The sequence below is a fragment of the Kitasatospora sp. NPDC059599 genome, assembly GCF_042735125.1.
Taxonomy (GTDB): domain Bacteria; phylum Actinomycetota; class Actinomycetes; order Streptomycetales; family Streptomycetaceae; genus Kitasatospora.
On sequence record NZ_JBHWCL010000211.1, the window covers coordinates 1 to 13502 of the forward strand.

Genomic DNA, 13502 nt, shown 5'->3' on the forward strand with positions numbered 1-13502 from the left:
GCTCCGGGGGATCCCCCGGAGCCGGCCCGGCCCTGTGGTCATGACGCCCTCGTGGCGCCTGCGGGTGCGCAGCGGGGGGTAGGCGAGGCCCAGGCGGGGACGTGCCGCACCTGGCTCGGGGCGCCGTTGCCGTACCGGATGCCCAGCTGGTTTGCCGTCGGCGGTTGCCCGGCCTGTCCGCCGCCCGGTCCGCCGCCAGTCGGCGAGTACCGCTCCCGTTCCTCCGCCTGACCCGACCGAACCGGGCCGGTCAGGGCCGGTCAGGGCCGGTCAGGGCCGGTCAGGGCCGGTCAGGGCCGGTCAGGGCCGGTCAGGGCCGCCCGCCGGCCCCTTCGGTCACCCCTCGGCCGCCGGCCCCCGCCGCGGGCCGGTGGCAAGCACCCTGGCGACGAAGTCGGCCAGCCGGGCCCGCAGTTCGTCCCGCGACACGCCCTCCTCCCCCATCAGGTGCTCGACGAGGTCGGCCCGGGTGGCGGCGAGCAGGGCGTGCGCGGTGAAGGCCCCGTCGGTGAGGCCGGGGATCTGCTCCAGGACAGCCCGGAGCAGCCCGTGCCACCGCTCGTAGTGCTCCGCCCGGTACGGGCTGCTGCTGCTCCCGCCCTCCTCCAGGGCCAGCGCGAGGCGACGGTTGTCGAGCTTGAAGCACAGGACGGCGTCGAGCACTGCCGGCACCCGGTCCTGCGGCGGGGTCGCGGGCCCCAGCGGCGGCGGGCCGGTCTCGACGGCCGCCCTGATCGGTTCGAGCCGCGCCTCGTACAGGGCGCGAAGCAGCCCTGCACGGTCACCGAAGGCCCGGAACAGCGTGCCCTTGCCGACGCCGGCCGCCGCCGCGACCTCGGCCGTGGTGACGTCCTCGGGACTCTCGCGGCGGGCGAAGAGGGCGTCGGCGGCCGCGAGGACGGCCTCGCGGTTGCGGACGGCGTCCTTGCGGGACTTGCGCTCCGTCATGCTGCTCCTTCACTTGCAAAGCGGACCCGGGGTCCGTATCTTCAAAACGGACCCAGGGTCCGGATTATAGGAGCTGGAGGATACCCATGTCCGCACCGACCTCCCCGGCGGATCTGTACCGCCGCGGCCTGCGACTGCTGCTCGACAAGAACATTCCCGCGTGGGTCGCCCTGTGGGCCGACGACGGCCTCATGGAGTTCCCCTTCGCCCCCGAAGGATGGCCCCGACGCCTGGAGGGCAAAGAGGCCGTCGCCGCCTACATGCGCCACTACCCCGACCACATCGACCTGCACGACTTCCCCGACCTGCGGATCCACGAGACCACCGACCCGCGGACCATCGTGGTCGAGATGCGCGGAGTCGGCCGCCTGGTGGAGAGCGACGCCCCCTTCGACATGACCTACATCGCCGTCGTGACCGTCCGGGACGGGCTCATCACCTCCTACCGCGACTACTGGAACCCCCTCGCCGTCCGGGAATCCGGCACGGCCTTCACCGGGAGCACCCGATGACCACCACCGCCGCGTCGGACAACCGCACCACCGGCACCACGCTGGTCATCGGCGCCACCGGCACCACCGGCAGCCGCACCGTCGCCCGACTGACCGCGGCGGGCCACCGGGTCAGGGCCGCCAGCCGGCGGGCCACCCCGGTGCCGGGCGCCGAGCCGGTCCCCTTCGACTGGTACGACCCCGCCACCCACGCCGCCGCCCTCACCGGCGTCGACCGCGTCTACCTGATCCCGCCCGTGGGCTCCCCCGACCCCGCCACGACCATGCTGCCGTTCCTCCGCCGGGCCCGCGACGGCGGCGTGCGCCGCGCGGTGCTGCTGAGCTCCTCGGCCATCCCCGAAGGCGGTCCGGCCGTCGGAGCGGTGCACCGGGCCCTGCCCGGACTGTTCGGCCAGTGGGCGGTGCTGCGACCTTCGTGGTTCATGCAGAACTTCACCGGCTCCCACGCGCACGCCCGCAGCATCCGCGACGAGGGCGTCATCCGGACCGCCGCCGCGAACGGCCGGGTCGGCTTCGTCGACGCCGAGGACATCGCGGCCGTCGCCGTCCACGCCCTCACCGACGAGCAGTCCCCCGACACCGACCTCGTCCTCACCGGGCCCGAGGCGCTCAGCCACGACGACATCGCCGCCGTCCTCACCGAGGTCACCGGCCGGCCCGTGGTCCACCAGCACCTGTCCCACCGGCAGTTGTGCGACCGCCTCAGTGCCGAGATCCCCGCCGAGTTCGCAGCGATGCTGGCCGACATGGACCGCGCCATCGCCGACGGGGCGGAGGACCGCGTCACCGACACCGTTCAGCGCCTTACCGGCCGGCCCCCGCGCACCTTCCGTGCCCTCGTCGAAAGGGAGCTGTCCGTACGGTAATTGACGATCCGTCAGTCGATGGGCTCGGGGCGATCGCCGGTGGACACGCGCGGACAGCACCGGACAGTCCCCGCCGCCGCTCTCCCGGCCCTCGACCCGCAGCACTGCCGGATCGCCGCCGACCAGGACGCGGACAGCCGCTCCGGCATCCTCCCCCGGTCCGGCCCGTCCGCCGACCGGACCCCGCCCACGGCCTGACCTCCGGCCGTGACCGCCGGCCCCGACCGCCGGCGCCGACCGCCGACCGGAGCGCGCACCGCCACCGCCCGTGGCCGGTGCGCGTTCCCGGTGGCGGGCGCAGTCGGGCGGGGCCAGGCCTGCCCCGGTATACCGTCAGGCGGGCGACTGCCCCGTCGACGCGGCGTCAGCCGGCGCGGCGGCGGGTGCTGCGGCCGGCGCGGCGGCGGGTGCTGCGGCCGGCGCGGCGGCGGGTGCTGCGGCAGCAGCCGGAGCCGGAGCAGCCGACACCACCGCCCGGGTCCGGGCTTCCTGGGCGGCCATCACCGCGATCGGGTTGATCCCGGCCCGACGGGCCTGCTGCATCGCGGTCAGCCGGTTGACCACCAGGATCGCCGCGACCGCCGCGACCAGCCGCAGCACCGCCCCGGCGGCCTCCACCCGGATGGCGTTGCGCAGGTCCTCCAGATCGCCGCGGTCCGACGGGACCACGTGAGGCAGCATGGAGCCCGCGATCCGGTTGACGACGATCGCGCCGATCCAGGTGGCCCACCAGAGGGCGACCACGGCCTCCGACGGCGTGCGCCGCCGTCCCTCCGCGTCCAGCGGCGCGCTCGCCCGCCAGCAGTCGACCATCAGCTGCCAGGGGAACCAGAGCAGGACGACCGGCGTGATCCAGGACCCGATGGTCCAGCCGCGGCCGAGCCGGTGCCCGTTCGGCAGCAGCAGGTCGGCGTTCTGACGGATGCGGTAGAACCAGACGACGAACACCACCGCGGTGGCCAGAACCAACGGGAGGAACACGCCGTCCAGCACGCGCGCCAGCGAGTGTGTGACGTCGAAGTCGTCGGCGCTGACATTGCCCGACCCGTCCAGCGCCCGGCCCAGGAGCACGTCGGTCCAGAGGTCGACGGCGACCGCGACCGCCGACACCGCGGCGTTCAGCGCCAGCAGGGCGTAGACCGCCACGGCGAGGCCGTTCGCCGGTCGCATCGCCGCCGCCCACCCCGGAACCGCCTCCGCGCAGCCGAAGCAGCGGCCACTGTCGGTCCCCGCAGGGCGCGCCCCGCACGCCAGACACACCATCAGATTGTCAACTCCTGGAAATCCTCGCGCGCTCGACCGCGCACGCCGGTACGCCACCACCCCGACCGGGACGGGCGCGCCGACTCTAGGGGATCCACGACGTCGGCTGCCACCACGAATTCGCAGCTCAGAGGCGGTATCGCCAGATATCCGACAGATCGCTGCGACATTCCGGACCCGGGAACCGGATCGGGTGCGGCATCCCCCTCCGGCGCCAGCCCGACCGATCTTCTTGTGTGACTGGCGGGCCCTCCCGGCGAAGGCTGGTGAAGGACCTGCGGGGAACGAGCGCGCGCGACCACCGGATGACCACGACCGCCACCACGACCACGACCACGACCGGGCTACTCGTACCGTCGCCTGAGCTGCGCGAAGCCGTGTTCGGCCACGGCATCGAGCAGACCCTCCTTGTCGCCTAAGAGCCGGTACAGCGCGGGCGGTTGAAGTCCGGCGGTGTCAGCGACGGCCCGCGCGGTGACCGCATCGCGGACCCCGCGCTCCCACAGGTCGATCGCCGCTTCGATGATCCTGCGGCGGGTCCGTTCGCGCGCCGGGAGGCCGTTCTCGGCAGCAGGCCGTCCGGGGGTGGGGTCCAGGGACATGACCACCGCGGACCCCCGCCCGCGGCTTCGGCGACAGCCCCGTCGCGAAGAACCTGCACGAGGTCGGCGAGCAGCGCCTGGCCCACATGGACGACCAGGGCATCGACGTCGCCGTGCTCTCCCTGTCGTCACCCGGCGTGCAGGACCTGCCCGAGGCGGACGCGGTCCCCGTGGCCCGCGACGCCAACGACGAACTCACCGCGATCGTCGCCTCCCGCCCCGACCGGTACCAGGCGTTCGCCGCGATCCCCACCCGGTCACCCGCCGCCGCGGCGGCCGAACTGGAGCGCGCGGTCGTCGAACTCGGCTTCCCCGGCGCCATGCTACGGCCGCACCGGCGACAAGCCGACCGACCACCCCGACAACGACGAGCTGTACGCCACCGCCGAACGCCTCGGCGTGCCACTGCACTTCCACCCGCAGACACCGGTCCAGCCCGTCCTCGACGCCTACTACTCCGACCTCGGCGCCATGGGCCCGATCCTGGCCGGGCCCGGCATCGGCTGGTACTACGACCTCGGCCTCCAGTACCTGCGCATGATCTTCTCCGGCGTCTTCGACCGCTTCCCCGACCTGCAGGTCATCGCCGGACACTGGGGCGAGATCGTCATGTTCCACCTCGACCACGTCGGGTTCTTCGCCGAGGCGGGCGGCCTGAGGCAGCCCCTCGCCGACTACTGGAGGAAGAACTTCTGGGTCGCGGGCAGCGGCACCAACAGCCCCCGGTACCTGCGCTGGACCGCGGAGGTCATGGGGACCGACCGGATGCTGTACTCCACCGACTACCCCTTCACCTACGGCTTCCGCCCCGGCGGCTTCCCCTACGTCGACACCAGCAACAGCGCGGCCCGCTCCTTCCTGGAGAACGCGCCCTTCACCGAGGACCGGAAGGCCGACATCGGCCACCGCAACTGGGAACGCCTCACCGCCCGCGCCGAACGCCCCGCCGGGTAGGGCACGCCCACCCGGGACCGTCCCGTCAGCGGTCTCCGCCGCGTGGCCCGCGGGCGGCGGTCAGTCCGAGGTGGCGGCGCCGGAGTGGTCGTCCTGTCGCGCGACGCTCTCCGTCCACTCGGGGAACCGCGTCACGGGTATCGCGGGCGAGGCGGGGAAGTCGGGGCGCAACGACCCGGCGGGGAGGAACACCACACGGCACCGTCGACACAACCAGGTCTCCCGCCAGACCTGTTGGAGCTGCTGCCACTGCTCATAGGTCCCCGGCCACCGGTCCGCCGTGTCGCTCCGCCGGCTCCGGTGGTCGGCGTGGACGGCGAGTCCGATGCCCAGCAGGATCGCGGCGACGAGGAACCCGCCGTAGTGGTAGCCGACCCGGTAGGCGGTGTCGGAGCTGCCGCCGTCATCGCCGGAGAGCAGCGTGCGCAGTCCCACCAGGCCTGCGAGACCGGCCAGGACGAACAGGGTGATCGCGGCCCCGGTCGATTTCCCGGGCTCGGGTCGCATCGACAGCAGTTCCCGCGTCTGCGGGTCGAGCGGGCGGTCGGCATCCAGCAGGGCTTTGCGAACGGCGACGGTTCCGTCGGTCGCGGCGCACGTGGGACAGCTGACGCTCATCAGGATGCGGCTCCGGAGTGCTGCGGGGTGGATTCGGAAGAGTACGCAGTACAGCACGGGGTTTGACGGCCCGTACGGGCGGGGCCCTGGCTCCGGGGCCCCGGCTCCGGCCCCGGATGGAAGGCCGGGCGGAGCCGGGTGGCCCGCAGGCGGTCAGCGGTGGGCGAGGACCGCGAGGTCGGCGCCGAAGGCGACCACCAGCCGGCCGTCCGGGGTGACCGCGAGGCCGCGGATGCCGGCGGGGAACGTGTACCCGCCGGTCTGCTCCCCCGTGGTGGCCTCCCACACCCGTACCGTTCCGTCGTCCCCACCGGCCGCGACGACGGGACGGCCGTCCCGCGTCCCGACCGCCCCGGCCTGCACCCGGCCGGTGTGTCCCGTCAGGGGCGGTCCCAGCGGCTCGCCGGTGGCCAGGTCCCACAGGTGGGCCGTGTCCGTCCCACGCCCGGTCAGCACGACGGGGCGGCCGTCGAGTTCCTCCAGGGCCATGGCGCCGCGCTTCCGGGGCTGCACGCCGATCCAGGCGCCCGCCGTCAGGTCCCACACCCGGCCTTCCCAGGTCACGGCGACGAAGCGGCCTTCGACGGTCGCGAAGAAGTCGATGGACGAGCTGGTGTACGCGCTGGTCGTCCGGCCGTGCAGCGGTTCCCGGCTCGCGAGGTCCCAGATCCGCACCGCCTCCGAGGAGGCACGCGTGAGGAGGGCGGGGCGCCCGTCGACCGTTCCCGCCGTCACCAGGTGCACGGCCCCGGTGTGGCCGGCCAGGGGCTCCCCGAGCTGTCCGCCGTCGAGGTCCCAGATCCGCACCAGCCGGTCCGCCCCGCCGGTGACGATGACGGGACGGTCGTCCACCACCGCCGTGGTGACCCGGTGCACGGGCCCCGCGTGACCGGTCGGCCGACCGGCCCCCGCCCGCTCGCCGTCGAGGTCCCAGACGCGCACCGAGCGGTCGTCGCCCCCGGTGACGGCGAGGTGACGACCCTTCACCACCGCGGTCGCCACTGCCCGGGCCGTCCCCGCGTGGCCGATCAGCGGCAGGCGCAGGTGCGTGCGGGTGGACAGGTCCCACACCTGGACCGGCCCGCCACCGCCGGCGACGAGGGCGGTGGGGCGGCCCCGGAGCACCCGCACGGCCGCCGCCTCCACGAATCCCGGGCCCGGTCCACCGACCTGTTCGCCCGTGGCGAGGTCCCAGACCCAGGACTCGTACGCGTTGGCGCTGACGGCCAGCGGGGACTCGAACGCCGGGTCCGTCGCCAGGACGTGCGTCCGGGCGTTGAGCTCCAGGGTCACGCAGCCGCGTCCCCCGTGGTCGTCGTCATCGTCCGTGGAGGTGACACCGGCGTCGGCGGCGTCGGCGTCGCTGCCGACGCCCAGCTCACGCCCGGTGGTCAGGTCCCACCGCCGGACGACTCCGTCGTTGTGGCCGGTGACGGCGACGGGCCGGCCGTCCGCCACGACCGTCGCCAGCGCGCCCGCGAAGCCGGTGCGTATGGTCAGGAGCTCGTCGCTGCCGGTGGGGGCGGCCAGGTCCCACACCCGCAGGACGCCGTCGGTCCCGGCGCTGACGACGACCGGACGGCCCTCGACCGGCACGGTGGCGAGCTCGTTGACCCAGGAGTCTTCGGCGCCCCGGTACGTGGCGAGCGGTTCCCCCTCGGCGAGGTCCCACACCCGGACCGCCCCTGCGGCGTGGCCGGTGACGGCGACGGGACGGCCGCCCAGCACCGCCGTCGCCAGGGCTCGCACCGCGTCGGTGTCACCGGTCGCGACGGTGCCGAGCTTCCGGCCGGTGGCCGGGTCCCACCAGTGCAGCGAGCCGTCCTTGCAGCCGACGACCGCGAGCCCGCGGTCCGCCACGACGACAGTCGCCACCACGCCCACCTCGGCCGGTGCGGGCAGGGCGTGGCGCAGCCGGGAGTCCACGTCGGTCCCGGTCGCCCACTGCACGGCCCAGGGGTCGTCGGCGTCCTGGTGACCGACCGCCACCGCGGCAAGGCTACGGGCCAGTTCGCGGTCGCCGTGCCGGGCGGCGTCCAGCGCCAGCAGCTGCCGTCGCACCGGCGCTCCGGACTCGCGGTGCAGGTGCCCCGACGTCCGGTACACGGCGGCGGCCGCCGTCTCCTCCGGTCCGACGGCGCCGTCCAGCGCCGCGACGACCTGCTCGGGGTCGGCGTTCACCAGCCACGCCGGATCGGTCAACCGCGCACCCGTCGGGGCGACTTCGCGGCGCGGACCATCACTCGGGACATCAGCAGTCATGACCGGCACGATAACCACACCCGCGCGGCCGTGCCTCGCCGCGGCCGTGCCTCACCGCGTCCGTACCTCGCCGCGTCCGTGCCTCACTCGTCGAGCAGGATCGCGGCGACCGCCTCCGGGTCCTCGTGCATCGCGTCGTGGCCGGTCGGGAGGTCGTGGACCCGCCACCCGGGATCGGCCCGCAGGCGGGTGCGGAGGTCGGCGAACGGCGTCCGGTCCTCCCACCCCGAGCAGTAGACGAACTCCCGCCGGGGGATCCGGTCGTGCGCGCCCGTGAGCCGGATCCGCTGCAGAAACGAGGCGAGCGGGTGGGGCCGGCGGCGGGGATCTCCGCCGGCCGGCGGCCGGACGGCGTGGCCGGTGGCCCCGGCGCCGACGGCGAACACGCCCCGGAAGTGGTCGTTCGTCGCCGACCAGCACGAATCGCCGTCGTGCGGCACGTAGGCGTCCAGGTGCACCAGCCGTGAGATCCGGCCGTCGGCACGGTCGGCGGCGGCCGCGACCACCATCCCGGCGTAGCTGTGGCCGACCAGCGTCGCGCCGGTGACGTGATGGCGGTCGAGGTGCCGCAGCACGTCGTCGGCGTGCGTGTCGAGGTTGGCGGTCGCGACCGTCGCGGGGTCGTCGTCCGGCCGAAGACCCGTCAGGGTCAAGGCGTGAACGGTGTGCCCGGCGCGCTCCAGCAGCGGGACCACCGCCTCGTACGCCCAGGCGCCCTTCCAGGCGCCGGGAACGAGGACGAACGTCGTCATGCGGGTCTCCTTCTCGCTCGGACCGCGGCATCGAGGCACACCGCCCCGACGCCGTGCGGCGCGTCGGGCGCTCCGGCGACCGACGGCCACGCGGCCTGCAGGAAGTCTCACCGGGCCCGGGGGTGGCGTGCGACCGGTACGATGCCAACCGATGCCTGTTCGCCGCCAACCTTCCCGGACCGCCGCCGTGACGTCACAGGTGTGGCCCTCCGCCGGGCGTCACCTCTGGCCGTCCGGTGCCGCGAGCGCGGCGCAGTCGCACGACCGGGGGCACCTGGTGTACGCGGCCGACGGCGTCCTGACGGTGCACACGGAGCGCGGCACGTCCGTCGTCCCCGCCAACCGGGTCGCCTGGACCCCGGCCGGGTTCACGCACCACCACCGCGCCCACGGCGACACCGACATGCGGATCGTCTTCCTCCCGCCGTCCCTGGCCCGGCTGGTACCGGACCGTCCCGCCGTGTTCCTGGCGTCCGCCCTCGCCCGCGAGGTCCTGCTCGCCCTCACCCGGCCCCCCGGCGACGCAGACGCCGCGCCCGGTCGCACCCGCTCCGCGCGCTCCCGCCTGCTGCGCGTCCTCGTCGACGAACTCCACGAGGCGGACGAGCAGGCACTGCACCTGCCGGAGCCCCGGGACGACCGGCTGCGGGCCGTCTCCCGGTTGCTCTACGAGGACCCGGCGGAGAACTCCACGCTGGCCGAACTCGGCACGAGGATCGGGGCGAGCACCCGCACCCTCAGCCGGCTGTTCCGCACCGAGCTCGGCATGACGTTCTACGAGTGGCGCACCCAACTGCGCGTCCACCACGCGCTCGTGCTGCTCTCCGACGGCCACGACACCGTCCGCACCGCCTACGCCTGCGGGTGGGCCAGCCCCAGCAGTTTCATCGCGGCGTTCACCGACGTCATGGGCACGACCCCGGGCCGCTACCGGTCCGGTCACCGGACCTCCGCCGGCGCCCCCGGCCGCCCGGCGGCGGTCGAGTCCTGAGATCGACCGGTCGCCGACGGTGCCCGGGACCGCCGAACTGTTGGACCCCACGGCCGACTTGTTCACCACGGCCGTCACCCGCCGCGCCGGCAGAGTCCGTTGTCCAGGCCGGAAGCGGGCCGGCGCCCGGACCGGGCCGGGCGCAGGCGGGCGGCCGTACCCCCGTGACGGCCGCCCGCCGCCGCACCGGGCCTACGGGTGGTAGACGACCTCCGGGAAGGCCTTCGACGGTCCGTCGAGCAGGTCGCCGCAGTGGCGGTTGCGCAGGTGGAGATCGAAGAAGGCGCGCGGGTAGGCCTGTTGGATGCGGGTGCCGCGGTCGGGGTCGAGGGTGCCGACCTGCGCCTGGATCTGCTCCTCGGTCATCCCGATCAGCCGGCCCGCCTGCGGGATCAGCGTCATGTTGTCGCCGTACGAGGTGTGCATGGCACCCGTGGCCTGGACGTCGAGGCGCCAGCCGCGCAGGTGGCCCCAGAAGGTCTCGACGTACGGGCTGGCGGCCCGGGTGTAGGCGGCGGTCATCAGCATGAACGGCCGGTCGATGTCGGTGGTGATGGCGGGGTTCGACTCCATCCGGCCGTCGAAGGTGAGGCCGGCGCGGATGCGCGGGTCGGCGACCATGGCGAGGGCGGCGGCGGTGCCGCCCTTGGACCAGCCGGAGACGCCGATGTTCCGCGCGTCCAGGGCGCCGAGCAGGCCGGCCGGCAGGGCGCGGCCGTCGACGTCGGGGTTGCGCCCGTTGGCGAGGTCGATGGCGCGTTCGAGCAGGAACAGCAGGTCGGCGGCGTAGTCCTTCGGAGCCAGCCCCGGGGCGACGCCGTCCCGGGTGACCACCGTCCCGTCCGGGAACTCGGTGATGCCGTCGTGGGTGTGGTCGACGGTGACGACGGCGAAGCCGTGGCTGGCCAACTCCTGCACCACGATGGTGTGGTCACCGCGGTGGCCGCCCGCGCCGTGCGAGTAGAGGACGACGGGCAGTGGCCGGCCGGTCCGGTGCACGGGCGCGCCCTGGTGGCCGGCGGTCAGCGGGACGAGGGAGGGGTCGAGCGGGAATCCGGTGTCGTCGAGGAAGGCGCGCAGCGCGCCCGGGGTCATCCAGGGGGCGAGCGGGTACGCGTCGGCGTTCGCGGCCCGGGCCGGGTACCAGACGCTGGCCATCAGCTCGCGGAACTTCCCGGGCCTGGCGTTCGGGTCGAGCCGGGACTCGTCGCGCAGGTGCAGCGGCACCATGCCCACCGGGAACGGGCCGGTGGGCGCCGTCAGGGTGAGCCGCGCGGGGGAGCCGGTACCGCCGGAGGCAGGGCCGGCGGGGGCCGGAGCGGCGGGAGCGGCCGAGGCGGTGCGGGCAAGGCCCAGCGGCGCGGCGGCGCCCAGGGCGAGAGCGGCGCCCAGCATGCGGCGGCGGCTCGTTCCGGTACGGCGTGCGCCCGGCGCGGTGTCCATCGGTGTGTTGTCCGTCGACCTGGTGTCCATCGGCGTGGTGTCCATGCGCAAAACGCTGTCACGCGGGGCGGGCGGGCAGCATCAGTCCACCGATTGATCCTCCGTCAGTTGCCATTGGCCCACGGGTTTACATCCCCGGGCTGATGCGGAACGGCCGCGGACGGGGTCCACCGCGCCCCCCGGCCGACCGCCGGCGGTACGCCGCCCCGGCCCGATACACGCGACCGGGTGAACCCGTCCCGAACCGGTGGCGGATCCCCGGCCGCGCGCGTCCCGGCTCCCGGCTCCCGGCTCCCGGCTCCCGGCTCCCGGCTCCCGGCTCCCGGCAGAACCGTGCCGACCTGCGACGTCGGCCCGAACCGGCCCTGGCAGACCCAGGAACGGCAGGACCCTGGTTCGCCGTCGCGGCCGGACGGAGAGTGGTGCGCAGCGGCCCCGCCGGGGGATCAGCCGGTCCACCGGGACCGGCCCGCACAGCAGACCCAGGAGCACCCGTGAGCTACCCCGCCCTCGCCGACCGCACCGCCGTCGTCACCGGAGCCGCCAGCGGCATGGGCGCGGCCACCGCTCGGCTGTTCGCCGCAAGTGGTGCCCGCGTCGTGCTGCTCTCGCGGCGCACCGACCGGCTGGAGGTGCTGGTCGCGGAACTCGCCGCCGCCGGGGGCCGGGCCATCGCGGTCCCCGCCGACATCACCGACCAGGGCTCCGTCGACGCCGCCGCCGAGGCCGTCCACGACGCGTACGGCCGGGTCGACCTGGTGGTGAACAACGCCGGTGTGATGCTGCCCAACCCCCTCGCGGACGGCCGGCTCGACGAGTGGACCCGCATGATCGACACCAATCTCACCGGAGCCCTGCGCGTGATCCGGGCCTTCGCTCCGGACCTCACCGCGGCCGCCGCCGACGGCCGCACCGCCGACCTGGTCAACGTCTCCTCCATCGCCTCCCACGTCCTCTTCCCGGACTACGCCGTGTACGGCGCCACCAAGGCCGCCCTCACCCAGCTGTCCGCCGCGCTGCGCACCGAGCTGGGCCCGCGTGACGTCCGGGTCAGCACCGTCGAGCCGGGCCTGACCGACACCGAGCTCGCCGAGCACATCGACAACCCGGCGCTGCGCGAGCAGCTCGGCGGGATGTTCACCGCGATCCCCGCCCTCACCGCCGAGGACATCGCCGACCTCGTCGCCTACACCGTCAGCCGCCCCCGGCGCGTCAACCTCCGCCAGTCGATCGTGCTGCCGACCCGTCAGGCCTGACCGCGGGGCCAGGAGCCTGGTCCTGGCAGGGCCAGGCTCCGCACCGGCGCGTGCGGGCACAATCAGCCGTATGAGTTCAACGACCGGCCTGGGCGCGTTCCTCCGGACCCGCCGCTCCCGCCTGCGCCCCGAGGACGTCGCCCTGCCGGACTACGGCGGCCGGCGCCGGGTCCGGGGTCTGCGCCGCGAGGAGACGGCCCAGCTCGCCGGCGTCAGCGTCGACTACTACACCCGGATGGAACAGGGCCGCGTGCCCAACCCCTCCACGGCCGTCCTGGACGCGCTCGCCCGCGCCCTGCGCCTGGACGAGGACGAGACCCGGCACCTCCACCGCCTCGCCCAGCCAGGCCCCCCGGCACGGCGCACTCCCCCTCCCCCGTCCGACCGCCGGCAGGTACGCCCCATGTTGCGGCGGCTGCTGGAGGAGCTGCGGGACATCCCGGCCGTGGTGATGGGCCGGCGCATGGACGTCCTCGCCTGGAACGCGGCCGCCTGCGCCCTCCTGGGCGACTACGCGGCGCTGGAGCCCGCCGAGCGCAACATCGCCCGGATCACCTTCCTCGACCCCGCCTCCCGGGAGCTCTTCGCGGACTGGAGTGCCTGCGCCCGCGAGAACGTGGCCTACCTGCGCCTGGAGGCGGGCCGCCACCCGGACGACCTGCAGCTGGCCGCCCTCGTCGGCGAACTGTCCCTGAAGAGCGAGGAGTTCTGCCACTGGTGGGCCGAGCATCCGGTACAGGACAAGACCTCCGGGACCAAACGGTTCCGCCACCCCGTCGTCGGGGAGCTGGAGTTGACGTACGAGACGCTGCGAGCCGCGGACGATCCCGGCCAGGCCCTGATCACCTACGCCGCCACCCCGGGCACCCCCTCGCACGACGCCCTGCACATGCTGCTGGCGTGGGCCGCTCCGCCCGCCGCCACCGCCCCGCCCGGCGCCGCGGGCGGCGACCGGGCCGTGCCGGACGACTCCCACCCGGCGTCGGGAACGCAAGCGCGGACCCGCGTCCGCCGCCCAGCGCCCCGCCGGCGCCA

The 13502-nt window shown here is 74.7% G+C and carries 12 protein-coding genes and 2 pseudogenes; 7 read left to right on the forward strand and 7 right to left on the reverse strand.

What is annotated here, in order from left to right; all coding sequences use genetic code 11:
* Positions 1-336: 336 nt before the first annotated feature.
* Positions 337-948 (reverse strand): TetR family transcriptional regulator, encoded by a 612-nt coding sequence (locus ACFV04_RS40820; RefSeq protein WP_380536141.1) that lies wholly within the window; start codon positions 946-948, stop codon positions 337-339.
* A gap of 86 nt (positions 949-1034) precedes the next feature.
* Between ACFV04_RS40820 and ACFV04_RS40825 the strand changes: the two genes are divergently transcribed.
* From ACFV04_RS40825 to ACFV04_RS40835, 3 genes are read left to right on the forward strand one after another with little or no spacing between them, the layout of a single operon-like run.
* Positions 1035-1460 (forward strand): nuclear transport factor 2 family protein, encoded by a 426-nt coding sequence (locus tag ACFV04_RS40825; protein WP_380536143.1) that lies wholly within the window; start codon positions 1035-1037, stop codon positions 1458-1460.
* Positions 1457-2326 (forward strand): NAD(P)H-binding protein, encoded by an 870-nt coding sequence (locus ACFV04_RS40830; RefSeq protein WP_380536145.1) that lies wholly within the window; start codon positions 1457-1459, stop codon positions 2324-2326. Before ACFV04_RS40825 ends, ACFV04_RS40830 begins: the two co-directional genes overlap by 4 nt.
* Before the next feature lie 39 nt (positions 2327-2365).
* Complete coding sequence (locus ACFV04_RS40835) at positions 2366-2524, forward strand: hypothetical protein (protein ID WP_380536147.1); 159 nt, start codon at positions 2366-2368, stop codon at positions 2522-2524.
* A 135-nt stretch (positions 2525-2659) separates the two neighbouring features.
* Here the strand turns inward: ACFV04_RS40835 and ACFV04_RS40840 are convergent, their stop codons facing one another.
* A complete protein-coding gene (locus tag ACFV04_RS40840) occupies positions 2660-3496 on the reverse strand; it encodes a DUF4328 domain-containing protein (protein ID WP_380536149.1) in 837 nt (278 codons plus the stop codon).
* 458 nt (positions 3497-3954) lie between these two features.
* Positions 3955-4191, reverse strand: a pseudogene (locus ACFV04_RS40845) (helix-turn-helix domain-containing protein); the annotation flags it as partial.
* An 86-nt stretch (positions 4192-4277) separates the two neighbouring features.
* Between ACFV04_RS40845 and ACFV04_RS40850 the strand changes: the two are divergent.
* Positions 4278-5145: pseudogene (locus tag ACFV04_RS40850) on the forward strand (amidohydrolase family protein).
* Positions 5146-5205: 60 nt separating this feature from the next.
* Here ACFV04_RS40850 and ACFV04_RS40855 read toward each other — a convergent pair.
* The 3 genes from ACFV04_RS40855 to ACFV04_RS40865 all read right to left on the reverse strand — a co-directional run bounded on the left by ACFV04_RS40855 (position 5206) and on the right by ACFV04_RS40865 (position 8777).
* Positions 5206-5763 carry a hypothetical protein gene (locus ACFV04_RS40855; protein ID WP_380536151.1) on the reverse strand — a complete coding sequence of 186 codons (558 nt, stop codon included), beginning with the start codon at positions 5761-5763 and terminating at the stop codon, positions 5206-5208.
* 153 nt (positions 5764-5916) lie between these two features.
* On the reverse strand, positions 5917-8025 hold the full coding sequence (locus ACFV04_RS40860) for a WD40 repeat domain-containing protein (RefSeq protein ID WP_380536152.1): 2109 nt from the start codon (positions 8023-8025) through the stop codon (positions 5917-5919).
* An 83-nt stretch (positions 8026-8108) separates the two neighbouring features.
* Positions 8109-8777, reverse strand: a complete 669-nt coding sequence (locus ACFV04_RS40865; protein WP_380536153.1) for an alpha/beta fold hydrolase — start codon at positions 8775-8777, stop codon at positions 8109-8111.
* A gap of 187 nt (positions 8778-8964) precedes the next feature.
* Here ACFV04_RS40865 and ACFV04_RS40870 point away from each other — a divergent pair, with 187 nt between their 5' ends.
* Positions 8965-9768: a helix-turn-helix domain-containing protein gene (locus ACFV04_RS40870; protein WP_380536154.1), complete on the forward strand. Its 804-nt coding sequence runs from the start codon at positions 8965-8967 to the stop codon at positions 9766-9768.
* A gap of 192 nt (positions 9769-9960) precedes the next feature.
* On the opposite strand, the gene ACFV04_RS40875 is transcribed toward ACFV04_RS40870, so the two are convergent.
* Positions 9961-11256 carry an alpha/beta hydrolase family protein gene (locus tag ACFV04_RS40875; RefSeq protein ID WP_380536155.1) on the reverse strand — a complete coding sequence of 432 codons (1296 nt, stop codon included), beginning with the start codon at positions 11254-11256 and terminating at the stop codon, positions 9961-9963.
* 449 nt (positions 11257-11705) lie between these two features.
* Here ACFV04_RS40875 and ACFV04_RS40880 point away from each other — a divergent pair, with 449 nt between their 5' ends.
* Entirely contained in the window at positions 11706-12467 is a 762-nt protein-coding gene (locus tag ACFV04_RS40880; RefSeq protein WP_380536157.1) for an SDR family oxidoreductase, read from the forward strand.
* Positions 12468-12537: 70 nt separating this feature from the next.
* On the forward strand, positions 12538-13502 hold a 965-nt coding region (locus ACFV04_RS40885), incomplete at its 3' end, for a helix-turn-helix transcriptional regulator (protein ID WP_380536159.1).